Annotated in this window: 14 protein-coding genes; 5 read left to right on the top strand and 9 right to left on the bottom strand. The window is 35.4% G+C overall.

The features are described from left to right. Nucleotides 1-6 precede the first annotated feature (6 nt). From BW983_RS00560 to BW983_RS00520, 9 genes are all read right to left on the bottom strand, one after another. Nucleotides 7-1746 (bottom strand): BatD family protein, encoded by a 1740-nt coding sequence (locus BW983_RS00560; RefSeq protein WP_076549086.1) that lies wholly within the window; start codon nucleotides 1744-1746, stop codon nucleotides 7-9. After that, a complete protein-coding gene (locus BW983_RS00555; RefSeq protein ID WP_084184253.1) occupies nucleotides 1746-2489 on the bottom strand; it encodes a tetratricopeptide repeat protein in 744 nt (247 codons plus the stop codon). Before BW983_RS00555 ends, BW983_RS00560 begins: the two co-directional genes overlap by 1 nt. Nucleotides 2490-2587: 98 nt before the next feature. Continuing rightward, a complete protein-coding gene (locus BW983_RS00550; protein WP_076549083.1) occupies nucleotides 2588-3595 on the bottom strand; it encodes a vWA domain-containing protein in 1008 nt (335 codons plus the stop codon). Next, entirely contained in the window at nucleotides 3595-4587 is a 993-nt protein-coding gene (locus tag BW983_RS00545) for a VWA domain-containing protein (protein ID WP_076549080.1), read from the bottom strand. The genes BW983_RS00550 and BW983_RS00545 overlap by 1 nt, the downstream gene beginning before the upstream one ends. Then, nucleotides 4580-5476, bottom strand: coding sequence for a BatD family protein (locus BW983_RS00540; protein ID WP_076549078.1), 897 nt, complete (start codon nucleotides 5474-5476; stop codon nucleotides 4580-4582). The genes BW983_RS00545 and BW983_RS00540 overlap by 8 nt, the downstream gene beginning before the upstream one ends. 55 nt (nucleotides 5477-5531) lie before the next feature. Beyond that, nucleotides 5532-6395 carry a DUF58 domain-containing protein gene (locus BW983_RS00535; RefSeq protein ID WP_076549077.1) on the bottom strand — a complete coding sequence of 288 codons (864 nt, stop codon included), beginning with the start codon at nucleotides 6393-6395 and terminating at the stop codon, nucleotides 5532-5534. A 62-nt stretch (nucleotides 6396-6457) separates the two neighbouring features. Continuing rightward, nucleotides 6458-6901: a GNAT family N-acetyltransferase gene (locus BW983_RS00530; RefSeq protein ID WP_228408926.1), complete on the bottom strand. Its 444-nt coding sequence runs from the start codon at nucleotides 6899-6901 to the stop codon at nucleotides 6458-6460. A gap of 11 nt (nucleotides 6902-6912) precedes the next feature. Next, the gene (locus tag BW983_RS00525) at nucleotides 6913-7917 is read right to left on the bottom strand and encodes an AAA family ATPase (protein WP_076550749.1); all 1005 of its coding nucleotides are present in this window, start codon (nucleotides 7915-7917) and stop codon (nucleotides 6913-6915) included. 269 nt (nucleotides 7918-8186) lie between these two features. Continuing rightward, nucleotides 8187-9488: a hypothetical protein gene (locus tag BW983_RS00520; RefSeq protein WP_076549074.1), complete on the bottom strand. Its 1302-nt coding sequence runs from the start codon at nucleotides 9486-9488 to the stop codon at nucleotides 8187-8189. A gap of 229 nt (nucleotides 9489-9717) precedes the next feature. On the opposite strand from BW983_RS00520, the gene BW983_RS00515 reads away from it, so the two are divergent. The 5 genes from BW983_RS00515 (at nucleotide 9718) to BW983_RS00495 (ending at nucleotide 14081) form a co-directional block, all read left to right on the top strand. After that, entirely contained in the window at nucleotides 9718-11055 is a 1338-nt protein-coding gene (locus BW983_RS00515) for a peptide-N-glycosidase F-related protein (RefSeq protein WP_076549072.1), read from the top strand. Between the two features lie 300 nt (nucleotides 11056-11355). Then, nucleotides 11356-11829: a DinB family protein gene (locus BW983_RS00510; RefSeq protein ID WP_076549071.1), complete on the top strand. Its 474-nt coding sequence runs from the start codon at nucleotides 11356-11358 to the stop codon at nucleotides 11827-11829. 113 nt (nucleotides 11830-11942) lie between these two features. Then, nucleotides 11943-12680, top strand: a complete 738-nt coding sequence (gene rlmB / locus BW983_RS00505; RefSeq protein ID WP_076549069.1) for a 23S rRNA (guanosine(2251)-2'-O)-methyltransferase RlmB — start codon at nucleotides 11943-11945, stop codon at nucleotides 12678-12680. A gap of 37 nt (nucleotides 12681-12717) precedes the next feature. Then, nucleotides 12718-13767 carry a DUF6263 family protein gene (locus tag BW983_RS00500; RefSeq protein ID WP_076549068.1) on the top strand — a complete coding sequence of 350 codons (1050 nt, stop codon included), beginning with the start codon at nucleotides 12718-12720 and terminating at the stop codon, nucleotides 13765-13767. A gap of 83 nt (nucleotides 13768-13850) precedes the next feature. Then, entirely contained in the window at nucleotides 13851-14081 is a 231-nt protein-coding gene (locus tag BW983_RS00495) for a hypothetical protein (protein WP_076549066.1), read from the top strand. Nucleotides 14082-14088: the final 7 nt, after the last annotated feature.

Here is a 14088-nt window from a genome sequence, read left to right as displayed (position 1 = left end):
AATTAACTATTTGCTAATTTGTGAATATAAATTAACAATAGTTTTCAAAAGTTCTTCAATTCCTTCCGAAGATTTCACAGGTGAATATTTCTCCATTTCAATTCTTTGCTGCAAATTTCCATATTCCTCTGCCACAGAAGAACCTTTGTGCTTTTCTAGAAAAGTCTTAAACTCCGTAACAGAGCCTTTGAAATACTGATTTCTTACTTCCTGATCCAACTCTTCCAATGTTACAAAGAACTTATCATAATCATTGTTGTCTTTAAGATTTTCAAGATATCCGAAATAATCATTGATGTCTGTTTTCATCAACTCTCTGATTTCCTTTTCTGTTTCCGCTACAGAACCTAATGGTTTCTGAGATACGGTTTCCCTAACTAATGTACGTTTTTTTTGCCAAGTTTTAAATAAAAGATAGACAATAAATAAACCTAAAAGAATAGCAATATTGGTCAAAAGAATACTCCAATGGAATTTACTCTTTTCTTTTACTTTAAATGAAGTGGTTTTTAAAACAGGGGTATTTACCGTTTCAAGCAGATTATTGGTGTATTCATTTACTTTCTCCACCGTAGTTCGGGACTCCATGATCTGATCATGAGAAAAAGTTTTTACAGCCAAAGTCTTTTGCCCAACGTCTACATAGTCTCGATCCTGAGGATCAAAAAAAGCAAATGGTTCTGTTTTAATTGAAATCTCTCCTGATTTATTTGGAATGATCACATAATTAGCAAGAACTACTCCTTTCATCCCAGTAGTACCCGGAGATACTTTAGTGGTAATTTTAGGGGCAAAAATTTCATAATCCGGAGATGCTGCAATTTTAGGAAGTTCCAGGTCAGGTAAATTTCCTTCTCCAGCTACTTTTACCACAACATTCATCGGTTTTTTTGCTTCCGGCTTTTCTTTTGAAGTACCGTAAACACTCACATTGAAGTTTCCTACAGCATTTTTAAAGCTTTCAGGAGCACCTTCAGGAAGTTTTCTGACATTCAGTTTTACCTTGTTGGAAACTATTTTATTTTTGTGAGAATAACTGCTTACCGAAGCGGATACTCCGGGAACTTCTACATATCCTGCTTCGTTTGGAAACACCATAAACATTGCCAATACCTGAGATGCCATATTCCCATTACCGGAAGGGTCTATTTCTGATTTCGCGAAATTGATAGGATGTACATTGATATTATCCTGCTGAGGAAGACGGATATTCTTTACTTTTCGAAGATTATCCATGTTTCTGGAATATACTTTAAGAACAGCAATCGTAGGCTGATCCTGGTATACTTCCCTGTCTTCAATCTCCATATTCAGATATACTTCATTGGAAGTATTACTTGCCAACGATCTTTTGTCAACAATATCACGAATATTGACGTCAAAAGGTTCTGTTTTGTAGATTTTGTTATTAACGGTCACCAGAACGGAACCTATCTTTATTTTTCCTTTTTTCTTTGGCTCAAGAGCGATTCTGGATACTTTTTGAGTAATCAGTGTATTGGTTGCCGGGTCTATTACAGTATTGGTAACGGATCCGCTGCCTATAATATTAAATTTAGAAAGGTCAGGAAGCTGGAAACCTGTTTGCTGAACAAGATCGCTTCCGTTCAGTTCAAGAACGATGGTAAGGTTTACAATATCTTTTCCACCGTATTCATTTTTATCTGCGTCCAGAGTAAGGTTTACCTGTCCGTAAGTAATTACGGATGCTAGAGTAAGCAATATGTAAATCCATTTGTTCTGCATCACCAATCTTTCTCGTTGCTTTCAGGCATCGAATAAGAATTCTTATTTAAAATTCTTTTGGCGGTTTCTTTTTCCTTATTGTTTATTTTATCCAAAAGAGCATCTTCGAGGTTCTTTGGCATTTTCCCTTCATTATTCTGATTCTGCTGAGGGTTATTTCCCTGATCGCTTTTACCTTCATTCTGCTGACCTTTTCCCTGATCCTGTTTTTGGTCTTTATCTCCTTTCTGATCGTCACCTTTATTCTGATCATTTCCACCGCCACCTTTTCCTGAGCTATTCTGCTGGTTTTTCTTCTGTTCGTTTTCTTTTTCCTTCAGCTTCGCAATCTCATAATTTTTTCGGGTTGCTTCACTGTATGGGTTTTGCTTCAGAGCTTTTTTATAATAATCTGCCGCTTTTTCCGGCTGGTTCATCTGCATATAAGTATTTCCTAAATTATGAAGTGCAGCTGATTTATCAGATAGAGTCTGTGAAAGCTGTTCTGCTTTTTCAAACTCTGCTTTTGCCTCTTCATATTTTTTACTCTTATATAATGCATTTCCCATATTGTAGTGAGCCGTAAAATCTTTTTCGTTGGATTTTACAGCTTCCATATATTTGGAGGAAGCTCCATCATAGTCTTTACCATCAAATTTCTGGTTGCCTTCATGAACCAATGTTCTATAGTTTTCCTGCCCAAACATAATGCCTGAGAAGGAGAAAGCAACTATTAACGCTAAAAATATGATTTTAGTATTCATCACTTGCAAAATTATTCCTTTATATGTTAAGAAACAGGGTTTTATTTGTTAAAATTCGGTTAAAGTAGTCTTTATAATCATTATCCATAATAGGGAGACTAAACATTAAAGTCATTTTTAGGATTAAAAATATAAATTAAAAAGAAAAACAGGATAGATACAGCCAAAAAATATTGGTAATAATGATTGGCATTCTGTGATTTCACAAGCGTTTCTGATCCGGAAGACTTCTTATTGATAGCTTCAATGATTCTGTCCGGTGCTTCATTGATATTATTTCCATCAATGTAAGTCCCCCCTGTAGATCCTGCCAATTTGTTTAAGGCTTCTGTCTGTCTTTTTGAGATTACCGTATTGCCGTTTATGTCAGATTTGTAACCCATCAGCTGTCCGGCAGTATATTCCGGAACAGGTGCCCCTTCGTCTGAGCCTATTCCAACAGAAGTGATAGTTATTCCTTCTTTATTAGCAAGTCTTATAGCTGCGTTGTCATTTCCTTCATTATCTTCACCATCACTCAACAATATAACCTTTCTTGACCCTTTGCTTACATTTTTAAATTTTTCCGCTGCCGCCTGCATTCCTTTCAGAAAGTCTGTTCCCTGAATTTTCATGGAATTGGTTTCTATTCCTGTAACGTAGGTTTCGGCGGAACTATAGTCTGTGGTTAATGGCATGATTGAAGTCGCCTGTCCTGCAAAAATGACAATTCCTATCTTATCATTATTCATTTTCTGCATGGTTTGTATCATGAGGTTTTTAGCCTCAACGAGACGGCTTGGCTCAATATCTTCCGCATTCATAGAATTGGAGACATCCAGCATAAAGATCACATTATTCAGTTTCTGATTGCTCTTTACTTCTTCTGAACCATTCAGTAGATCAATAATAGAGAATATCAGGAACAATGTGCCTAAGAGATATAATGCAGGAAAAAACTTTGTAAATCCTGAATTCTTTTCAAATAAATGATCATGAAACTGGCTTGCTGCAAAGAGATCTCTTTTTTTCTTTCTCCATTTTAAAAAACGGATCAAAAAGGAAGCTAACAGCGGCAGAAGCAACAGTAAAAATAAATACCAATAATTTCCTAACGACCAACTCATCAGCTTAAAATTTTATAAAAAACCCATCTCAACAACGCATCAAAAAAGAGGACTCCCAATGCTATCCAAAGAAAAACTGTAAAGTATTCCTGATAGTTGTAAAGCCTTGAAACCTTCACATCTGATTTTTCCAACTGGTTGATTTCATCATACACTTCTTCAAGACTGCTGTTTGAAGTTGCTCTGAAGTATTTACCACCTGTAGTTTCGGCAATTTCTCTCAATGTATTTTCATCGATAGTAACTTCTGTTTCAGTAAAGATAAGGTCACCGAAAAAATCTACCGCAGTAGGCATCAGTGCGTATCCGTTTGTTCCGATACCAATAGTGTATACTTTAATATCATTATTTTTTGCAAGTTCAGCAGCAAGCTGTGGCGGAATAGCGTTTTCAATATTACTTACTCCATCCGTCATCAGAATGATCACTTTACTTTTTGCTTTACTTTTAACCAAATGGTTTACCGCAACGGAAAGTCCTTCTCCAATTGCTGTTCCGGGTTCAAGCCCTGCTGAGTTCAGGTTTTTAATTTCATCAATAACAACCTGGTGATCTGATGTTACCGGAACTTTTGTAAAGGCTTCTGCAGCATATGCCACAACTCCTATCCTATCATTGGGACGTTTTTGTACAAATTTTATGGCAATATCCTTTAATGCAGTGATACGATCAGGATTAAGGTCTTTTGCCAGCATACTGAGAGAAACGTCAATAGAAAGCATTATATCTACTCCTTTTGTATCGTCTCTATCTTGTGAAACGGTAAAGGTTCTGGGTCTTGCCATAGCAATGATCAGAGCGGAAAGTATGATATACTTTGATATTTTCAATAAAAAAAGTACACCCTGAATTCCGCCACTGGCATCCATATTTTTTGTGGTAGGAACTTTTATACCTTTTCTTTTCTGTTTTCTGACATCTTTTATAAAGAGCGGAATAAACAGCAGAAAAAGCAATAAGAACCACGGACTATAAAACTCAAAATCAAACATCTTTTCTTAAGTTTTCAAATTCTAAGTCCTTGGATGATCTTTTCACAAAATCTCTGATATTAGCAAAGTCTTTTTCCATGGTTTCCTGATCGGGAAAGGTTTTTGCGAATTTCACCAAGTCTCCTCTAAGGAAAACGTCTTCCACAATTTTTTCATTGTCCTGAGAAATGGTATTATTCTTTTTCATCACATCAATAAGATCATCCGTAAGAAGAACATCTGCCGGAAGATGATATTGTTTGGTGATAAAGTTTCTGGAAATATCAATCAGTTCAACATAAAATGAACGGAAGTTTCCAGCTTCTATATACTTTTTCTTTTTTAGAGAATCTAGTTCCTTTAAGGTATGATTGGTCGCTACAGCAGGATTACTCTTAGCTTTTCTGCCCCATTTTACAATCATAATGATAGCAAGTATAAGTGCTATTCCAGCGATTGCAGCCAGAATATAGAATTTATAAAGCTCCCAATAATCTTCTGCTTGCAGTTTTACTTCCTTATTTTTCATAATATCATTAATCTGGTCAGCTTTTTGGGCTGTATTAATGACTTCAATCTCGTAAGGAATTGTTTTAAGAACTTTGTCGCCTACTTTAAAGTCAAGTTCAGGAATCGTAAATTTTCCTTCTTCAAAAACAGCAAACTCTATTTTTCTCTCGTATAGGTTAATATTCTGTCCGATGCTGTCCTTGGTTTCTTCAAAATGAAAAGGAAGCAATTCATTTTTAGGTGCAGAAATCACTTCTTGCCCACGCAGATTATCAACCTTAATAATAAGATGATTGATTTCTCCCAAGGCAATAGTCTTCTTCTCTACATTGGAAGACAATATCTGTGAAAAAGCATTCGCACAGATTAGAAAAGACAGTATTAAAAATATTTTTCTCAATGTTCAATAAATAATAAAGGTATAACCTTATGTTTTAATGTGGATAAAACCCGATTTACTTTTTCTGAAAGTAATTATACAACAATTTTGAATAATCCGAGCCTGTATTAATGTTCATAAAACTAGCTGAACTATTTGCAAAGTCTTCTTCCAATGCTCTCAGTTTTTGCTTTTGGGCTTCCGCGAAAGTATATCTCCATCTTGCACTGGAAGTATTTGCCCATATTTGTTTTCCTGTTTCCGCATCATATAATAAAGTATATCCTACATCAGGAATTTCGTTATCTTTTTCATCGAATACTCTCATTCCCAACAGCTGATGTTTCTTGGATGCTACTCTCAGCATTTTGGAATCATATTCGTCTTCAAAGTCTGAAAATAAAAAAACAAGGGATTTTCTTTTAAAGATTCCCATCATATATTCCAAAGCTTTATCTATTTTGGATTCAGCTGGAACGTAATCTGCTGTCAGAATATTGCTGATAATGGAAAGAATATGTTTTCTTCCTTTTTGTGGAGGAATCACTTTGTATACTTTATCTGCAAACAGAATCAATCCTACTTTATCATTATTCCCGGCTGCTGAAAATCCTAAACTTGCTGCGATTTCCGCTACATATTCTCTTTTCAACTGAATTTTGGTTCCATAATCCATTGAAGCGGAAATATCCACCAAAATCATCATCGTAAGTTCTCTTTCCTCTTCCATCACCTTTACGAAAGGTTCACGGAAACGTGCTGTTTTGTTCCAGTCTATTCTTCTGATCTCATCGCCAAACTGGTAAGGGCGCACTTCTGAAAAAGTCATTCCCTGTCCTTTAAAGGCACTGTGATATTGCCCCATCAAAGCAGCCTCCGTCTTTTTTCTGGTACGGATTTCTATCTGCTTTACTTTCTTTACAATATCTTTTATCTGCATAAAGGGATTATCTTTAAGGGCTTCCGGGATTCGAGTTCCGGAATTTCCTTATGTTTTAATTCTTACTTAAACTCTATCGAAACATTCAGCCATTCATCATCAAATTTCGGACTGTATTTTTTATAAAAATTGATTGCGGATTCATTCCAGTTCAACACTTGAAATACCATTCCACTGTACTGGTTTGACTTTCCGTATTCTAAAGTAGCATCAAACAATAGTTTTCCGATCTTTTTCCCTCTCATTCTTTCTGTCACAACAAGATCTTCAAGATACAACCTTCTGCCTTTCCAGGTAGAATATCTGTCATAGTACAATGAAATTCCAACAATTTCGCCATTTAATTCAGCCACAAAAGCTCCCCAAACGGGGGATGCACCAAAGCCATCTGCTGTAAACTCATCTAATGTTACAGTAACTTCGTGTAATGCTTTTTCGTATTCTGCAAGTTCTTTAATTAGCTCCAGCATTGAAGCACAGTCCTCCTGAACTGCTTTTCTTATCATCACATCATTCATTATGGCGCCTGAATTTTTGCTAAGATTCTGTTGATAATTTCTTCTGTCGTAATTTCCTCCGCTTCAGCTTCAAATGTTAAGCCCATTCTATGTCTCAAAACATCTTTTGCCAGCGCTTTTACATCTTCAGGAATAACGAAGGCTCTTCCTTTTAAGAATGCATAAGCTCTTGAAGCAATAGCAAGGTTAATAGAAGCTCTTGGAGAGGCTCCGAAGCTGATATAATTCTTCAGTTCAGACAATCCGTAGTTTTCAGGATAACGGGTTGCAAATACCATATCCAGAATATATTTTTCTATTTTTTCATCAAGATAGATCTGATTGATCAATTCTTTAGCATCTACAATATCCTGAAGTGAAACAACTGGTTTTACCGTTGGCTGATGGGATGTGGAAACCATTCTCATCACCTGTCTTTCGTCTTCAAAAGAAGGATAATCGATAGTACATTTCAGCATGAAACGGTCACTTTGTGCTTCTGGCAACAGATAAGTTCCTTCCTGATCGATAGGGTTCTGTGTTGCTAAAACTAAGAAAGGCTTTGGAAGCTTCATGGTTTCATCACCGATAGTCACCTGCTTTTCCTGCATCACCTCTAAAAGTGCAGATTGTACCTTTGCCGGAGCACGGTTAATCTCATCCGCAAGTACAAAGTTGGCAAATACGGGACCTTTTTTTATAGAGAAATCATTGTCTTTGATGTTGTAGATCATTGTTCCCACAACGTCTGCAGGCAGCAAATCCGGTGTAAACTGAATTCTTGAAAACTCACCATGAACAGCATCCGCCAAGGTTTTAATGGCTAAGGTTTTCGCCAGCCCGGGAACTCCTTCAAGAAGAACGTGACCATTTCCTAAAAGCCCTACCAAAAGACGGTCTATCATATATTCCTGCCCAATAATAACCTTGTTGATTTCTTGTCTCAGAAGAGAAAATAAGTAGTTTTTTTCTTTTACTTTTTCCGTCAACTGACGGATATCTTCTGCTTGATGTATATCTGACATAGCTTGATTTAAAATAAGTGGTAAATTTCTGATAAATACTTGCATTAATCAACACAATGAATGCCATATTTGAGTTAAAGTTTGTTAAAAATTCCGGGTTTAACAAGCCTTTTAGAATTCTACATCGAGATGACATGAATTCTACGACATAGTTTCTGTTGTTCATTATCATCTTTTATATTATCATTCAATCTGTTATAAAAAATGTTGTGATAAATCAATACCACAACATTTTTATTTGAATTTAAAAGTTTTCTTAAAATGAAAAATTAAGGTCTTGTAATATTTATTGTAAATACATCTTCCGGTTTATCTACAGAATCTTCGTAAGAACCGACGTTTACATAATATTCAGTTCCTGCGGTTGTTTGCACTACAATTGTTTCAGATGAACCTCCACCATTATTATCCATTGTTCCCACACAAACTAAATTATCACATGTTCCGTTGTATACTCCTATTTTAGGATCAAAAGAAGCCACTCCGGGACTTACTTTAATAGTATACGGTGTTCCGTTTCCTGTAAACTTAAACCATAAACCATCGTTCATACCGTCATTTGCGCAAGCCAATGCAAATCCGCCATTATTAGTGGAAGACATTCCGTCTGACTGCACATATGTATAAGGATATTCAGAAATTTGCAACGCTCCGGAACACGCATCATTTGCAGGGATAGGAGGAATTGTTTTAAAAGTATAATCAGTACAGCCGGAAGATTCACCATTAACTGAAAAAGAGGTAACTTTTAAATAGTAATTAGTATTACGATTAAGAACAATAGATGGAGAAAGGCTAAAGCTTGTTCCATTTACAGTCTGATGATTGATCACATCTGTTGCCCCTGGACTTGTACCTAAAGAAATCCTATAAGAATCAGCTCCTAAAACCTGCTGCCAGGTAATGGTAGGTGATAAAGAAATAAATTGTGCATTATTGGAAGGATACATAACAATCGGGCACCCTGGGGCAAGATTAGCCGTTAATCCTGTTATACTTATTGCAGATTTATAATCTACTCTTATTCCACCTGGAGGAGACGCGGGATCTACTACAGCACGATCACCTTTATAAACAAGTGTAGAATTCTGTAAATATGGATAAACTTTGAAAGCTTCATCAAAATTATTAATGTCAATACTTGGCGAGTTTTCTTTCACTGCAATAACCAGGTTATCAGTATTATTATAAGCGAATGGAGTTGTAAAAACGACTTCAACTTTGTTATTATTCTTAGTTACAGTACCTGCAAATACTTGTGTAAGCTGTGAGGAAGGAATCCAGTCTGTACCGGATGTGAAAGTCATTTTTGAGGTATTCCCAAGATAAATTGTCCAGTTTGAGGAATCATTTATCGTAGCAGAAGGATCAACATAAAAAGTAAAACCTGTAATATTTCCAGCTGCACTAGCATTGATTTCCTGTTTAGGATATATCTGCTGAACATAGGAATAGGAAAAAAAGCTACTTACAGGGGCGCTACCTACAGCTGAACTTCCAATATTTAAATTAATTTGAGCATTTATATTCAACACTGCAAACAAGAAAGACAAAAGTAAAATTCTTTTCATTATTAATAATATTAACAATAATTACCTTGCTAATTTAATAATAAAAACAGAAATTACTATAATAAAAAAAATATTCATCATATAAATTCATAATAAATGATATTTTAATTTTAAAAAATTCAAGAAATTTAAATTTTATTCAACAAAACATCATAAACAACAAAAATAATACTCAATAAAAACAAATTAAAGTGCATATTTTAATATATTTACAACAAATATCAATGATATGTTTAAAAGATTACTTTTTTCAGGTCTCTTATTATCCGGGCTATTCAAATCGCAATCTACCAGCATGACCAATTTGATTTCGGATGCTGTATATTATGATGGTTACGCAGCCACCGTATCTACGCCTGTCCCTCCAGGCTTAATAAGATTAGGAAATACCCGATACGCCCGAAAACTGACGGATGCTGAATTAAATTCCTTTAAAGCAAAAATTGCCATGAGAGTAACAATAGGTGCTTTGTGCGACAATTATGACCGACTTGGAGAAGTATTTCTGGCTATGGTGCCTAAAAATCAGGCAACCTATGAGATGAATGATCCTAATGTAAAAAGAATTGAGGTCGGGAGATACATCACCCCTTTTATGAACAAGAATCGCTCCCCAATTGAGGTTCCTTACACTTACGACATCAGCAATCTCTACAGTGTATTTCACGATACCACTCTCCGTAACGCTTATGACTTATATATGGAACTGGATGTTTTTGGAGTTCCTTATGCCGCTCAAACACAGGTTCAGGGATGCGCCAACAGGATTGATGTCTTTTCAGGAACGCTTACTTTTTTCTCAACAGATAACGGTGCCACTCCAAGTGATTACAACACTCTTGTTCCGCTTCTTAGCTATAACCGATTAAACAACTATAACAGCACAGATGTTACTGGTGAAACAGTAAGACTTGTCAACTTCAATCTTCCGGAATCAGTTAACAATGCAAAGTTTTTTGTCATTTCCACTCCTCACGGAGCTGATAGTGGTGGTGAAGAATATATCAGAAGACAAAATTACACCTATCTGGACGATGTGCAGATGCTCACTTATACCCCGGGAGGAACTTCCTGTGAACCTTACCGAGTATACAATACCCAAGGCAACGGTATTTATGGAACTACACCTTCATCATTTGCTGAATGGACATCATGGAATAATTGGTGCCCGGGAAATTCTGTTCCCATCAGAGGATTTACTTTACCAAGTTTATCAGCAGGAAATCACACTTTAAAACACAGCATACCTACAGCAGTTTTCAATCAACAGAAAGGTGATGTTTATCTTTCTGTATATATGCAGGGGAAAAGTAATGCTTCACTGAACGTTCAGGATGTTAAAACGATAGATGTCAATATCTATCCTAATCCTACCGTTGATTTTGTCAATATTAAATCCAAAGAAGATGTTGCATCAATGACTCTTTTTAGCATGGATGGGCGCAAATTAGCAGAAACATTCAGAGAAAACAGAATTAATCTTTCATCATACAGTGCAGGAGTCTACTTTTTGAATATTGTATTGAAAAACGGAGTCTCCTTCAAACATAAGATTATCAAGAAATAAACTGTAAATTCTTAAATTATTCCAAAGAAAATCATAAAAAACAGTCAAAAAAAACAATATAATTCCCTCTTTTGAATATTTTCACGAGAGGGATTTTCATTCATAAAAACAGGTAATTCAATAGACGATCAAAGTTAAATTTTCTAAAAGCAATTACAATCCCATCATTTTTTTCCATAAAAAGAAAATAATAAATAATACTTTTTTTCACGAATCAAAAATTTTTGCTTTAATCCTTCAGACAAAAAATTGTCATTCCCAGATTATTAAACTATTTTTGGAGATTAAAATTTCTGCAAAATGAATTATCATTTTCAAGCACACAGACAGGTAAGAAAAAATCTTTTAGACATCCTACAGAACACCTCTCACGAGGATCTGTTGCTGATTCCGGATGGTTTCAACAATAATATTTACTGGAATATTGCTCATACCGTTGCCACACAGCAGCTGCTGCATTATTACCTTAGTGGAAACCCTTTCCGTATTGATAAATACTGGATTGAAACCTACAAAAAAGGAACATTACCTAATTTAAATGTTCAAAAATCGGAAGTGGAGGATCTTGAGTTTTTACTTACTGAAACCTCAAAAATTCTGATGAAAGATTATGACAGTGATTTCTTTTCAGATTATACTCCATATACAACCAGTTTTGGCATGGATTTGAAGAGTATTCAGGATGCCATTATCTTTAACAACATGCATGAAAGCCTGCATTATGGATATGTAATGGCGCAGAAAAGAGCAATTTTAGGAGAAAAAGGGAGATAGTAAATTTTGCAAAGTAAGTCAATGGTCAAATGTGAATATACATCAACCAAATTGGCTTACAAGGTAAAATTAACGATTGACTATTCACTCTGTAACTATATAACAAATTTTCAATGAAAGACGATTTTATTTTCGGGCTGCGTCCCGTGATTGAAGCAATTGAAGCGGGAAAAACGATTGACAAGATCTTTGTGCAAAATGCACTTCAGGGTCCTATTTATGCTGAACTGAAAGCAATTTTAGCAAAAAATAAAATCCGTCCCAATTATGTTCCGGTTGAAAAACTGAACCGTTTTACAAGAAAAAATCACCAAGGTGTGGTTGCTTTTATTTCGGATGTTCCGTTTCATAAAGTGGAGGATATTGTTCCACAATTATTTGAGGAAGGAAAGACTCCTTTCTTATTGATTTTGGACAGACTTACTGATGTAAGAAACTTCGGAGCCATCTGTAGAACTGCAGAATGTGTAGGAGTAGACGCTGTAATTATTCCCGAGAAAGGGGCAGCACCTATTAATTCTGATGCGATCAAAACTTCTGCAGGCGGTATTTATAATATCAAAATCTGTAAAGCAAACAACCTTGCCCATACTGTAGATTTCTTACAACAAAGTGGAATTACGGTATTTGCAGCATCTGAAAAAGCACAAAAGCTGATCTATGATGTAAACTTTACAGAACCATGCGCTATCGTTATGGGTAATGAGGAAACCGGAATTTCTAAAGAAGTACTGCATCATTCTGATGAAAAAATAAAACTTCCTATCGAGGGAAAAACTCAATCACTGAACGTTTCTGTAGCATGTGGAGCCATCTTATATGAAGCAGTAAGACAGAAAATGTTGAAATAATTAGTACCAATAACACAACACTTAAAAAAATTAGAAAATGAAAAACATAGCAGCATTAGCGCTACTCTCATCTATAGCTCTTGTTTCTTGTAAAAAAGAAACAGCAAAAGTAACCAAAGTAGATCCTAAAACCGGAAAAACAGTTACCGTAGAAGTTCCGGCTGATTCTGTGGCTAAGGTTGTAGAAAACCCTGCTATTAAAGACTCTGCTGGTATCGTTACGCAAACTTTTAAACTTGAAAAAGGAAAAACATATCCTCTTACAACGTATCAGAGAGACACGAAAACGATGACTGATCCTCAGGGGAAATCTATGACCGCTACTTCGGAGTCTACAGATGAAATGAACTTCACCGTTAATGATATTAAAGGAAATATCTATGAAATGACCCTTAATCTTGTTTCTAAAAGAAGCTCTCAGTCTGCACAGGGAAAAACAATTGTAGTAGATACAAAACTTCCTATTCCTAAAGAAGATGAGCTTAAAATGATCTGGAATATCAACAGAGCCCTTACAAGTAATAAGCTTGACATGAAAATGGACAACAAAGGGAATGTAATTTCTATCACAGGTTTTGATGCAGTTTATACCAAAGTATCCAATGCTGTAGGAACGCTTATCAAAGATGCTAATGAGAAAGCAAGCGTTGTAGCAAGCTTAAAAGAATCTTTCAACGAAAAAGTATTGAAGGATCAATTCAATAAAAATCTTGTTATTATTCCTAAAAAAGGAATAAAAATAGGTGAAAAATGGACAACTTCTGAAAATGCTGACCCAAGCGGAAACATTAAAGTAACTTCAAACTACATACTAAAAAGCTTAGGAAATGGAGTTGCTGAAATTGCTGTAACAGGTGGTATCCCTAAAAAAGCTGACAAGAAGACCCAAGGAGGAATCACTCACAGCTTAAGCAGCGAACTTGTTCAGAACGGAACTATTAAATTTGATGAAAATTCAGGATGGATTACCAACCAGAACATCACTGTAAAAACAACACAGATTGAAACGCTTTCTGACGGAAAACAATCACAGTCTATGAAAAGTGTTTCTAATTCTTCTGTAATGGTAAACCCTTCTGCAAAATAATTAAAACAAAACTTTTGAGGTTCAGTGTTCAAAAATCAGTATAACAATTAAACACTGAACCTTGAACTTTAAATTCAAAAGTTATGAAGTACATTCTTGAGTTAGTACTCTCTGCTATCGTTATTTTCTTTGTCTGGAATATTCTGAAAAGGATTTTCTTTAAGACTTTTTACAGCTACAGGTTCAATAATCAGAACCATAATAACAGACATGAGGACATCAACAACTCGAATAAGAATAACAAACAAAACCTCAAATGGGACGCTGAAACCGTAGACTATGAAGAGGTAAAAGAGAGTAATGACAAAAGGTAGAAAATCC

This window comes from Chryseobacterium ureilyticum (genome assembly GCF_900156735.1).
Classification (GTDB): Bacteria; Bacteroidota; Bacteroidia; order Flavobacteriales; family Weeksellaceae; genus Chryseobacterium; species Chryseobacterium ureilyticum.
Note: the sequence above shows the minus strand (reverse complement) of the source record. Positions and strands in the feature narration are given on the sequence as shown.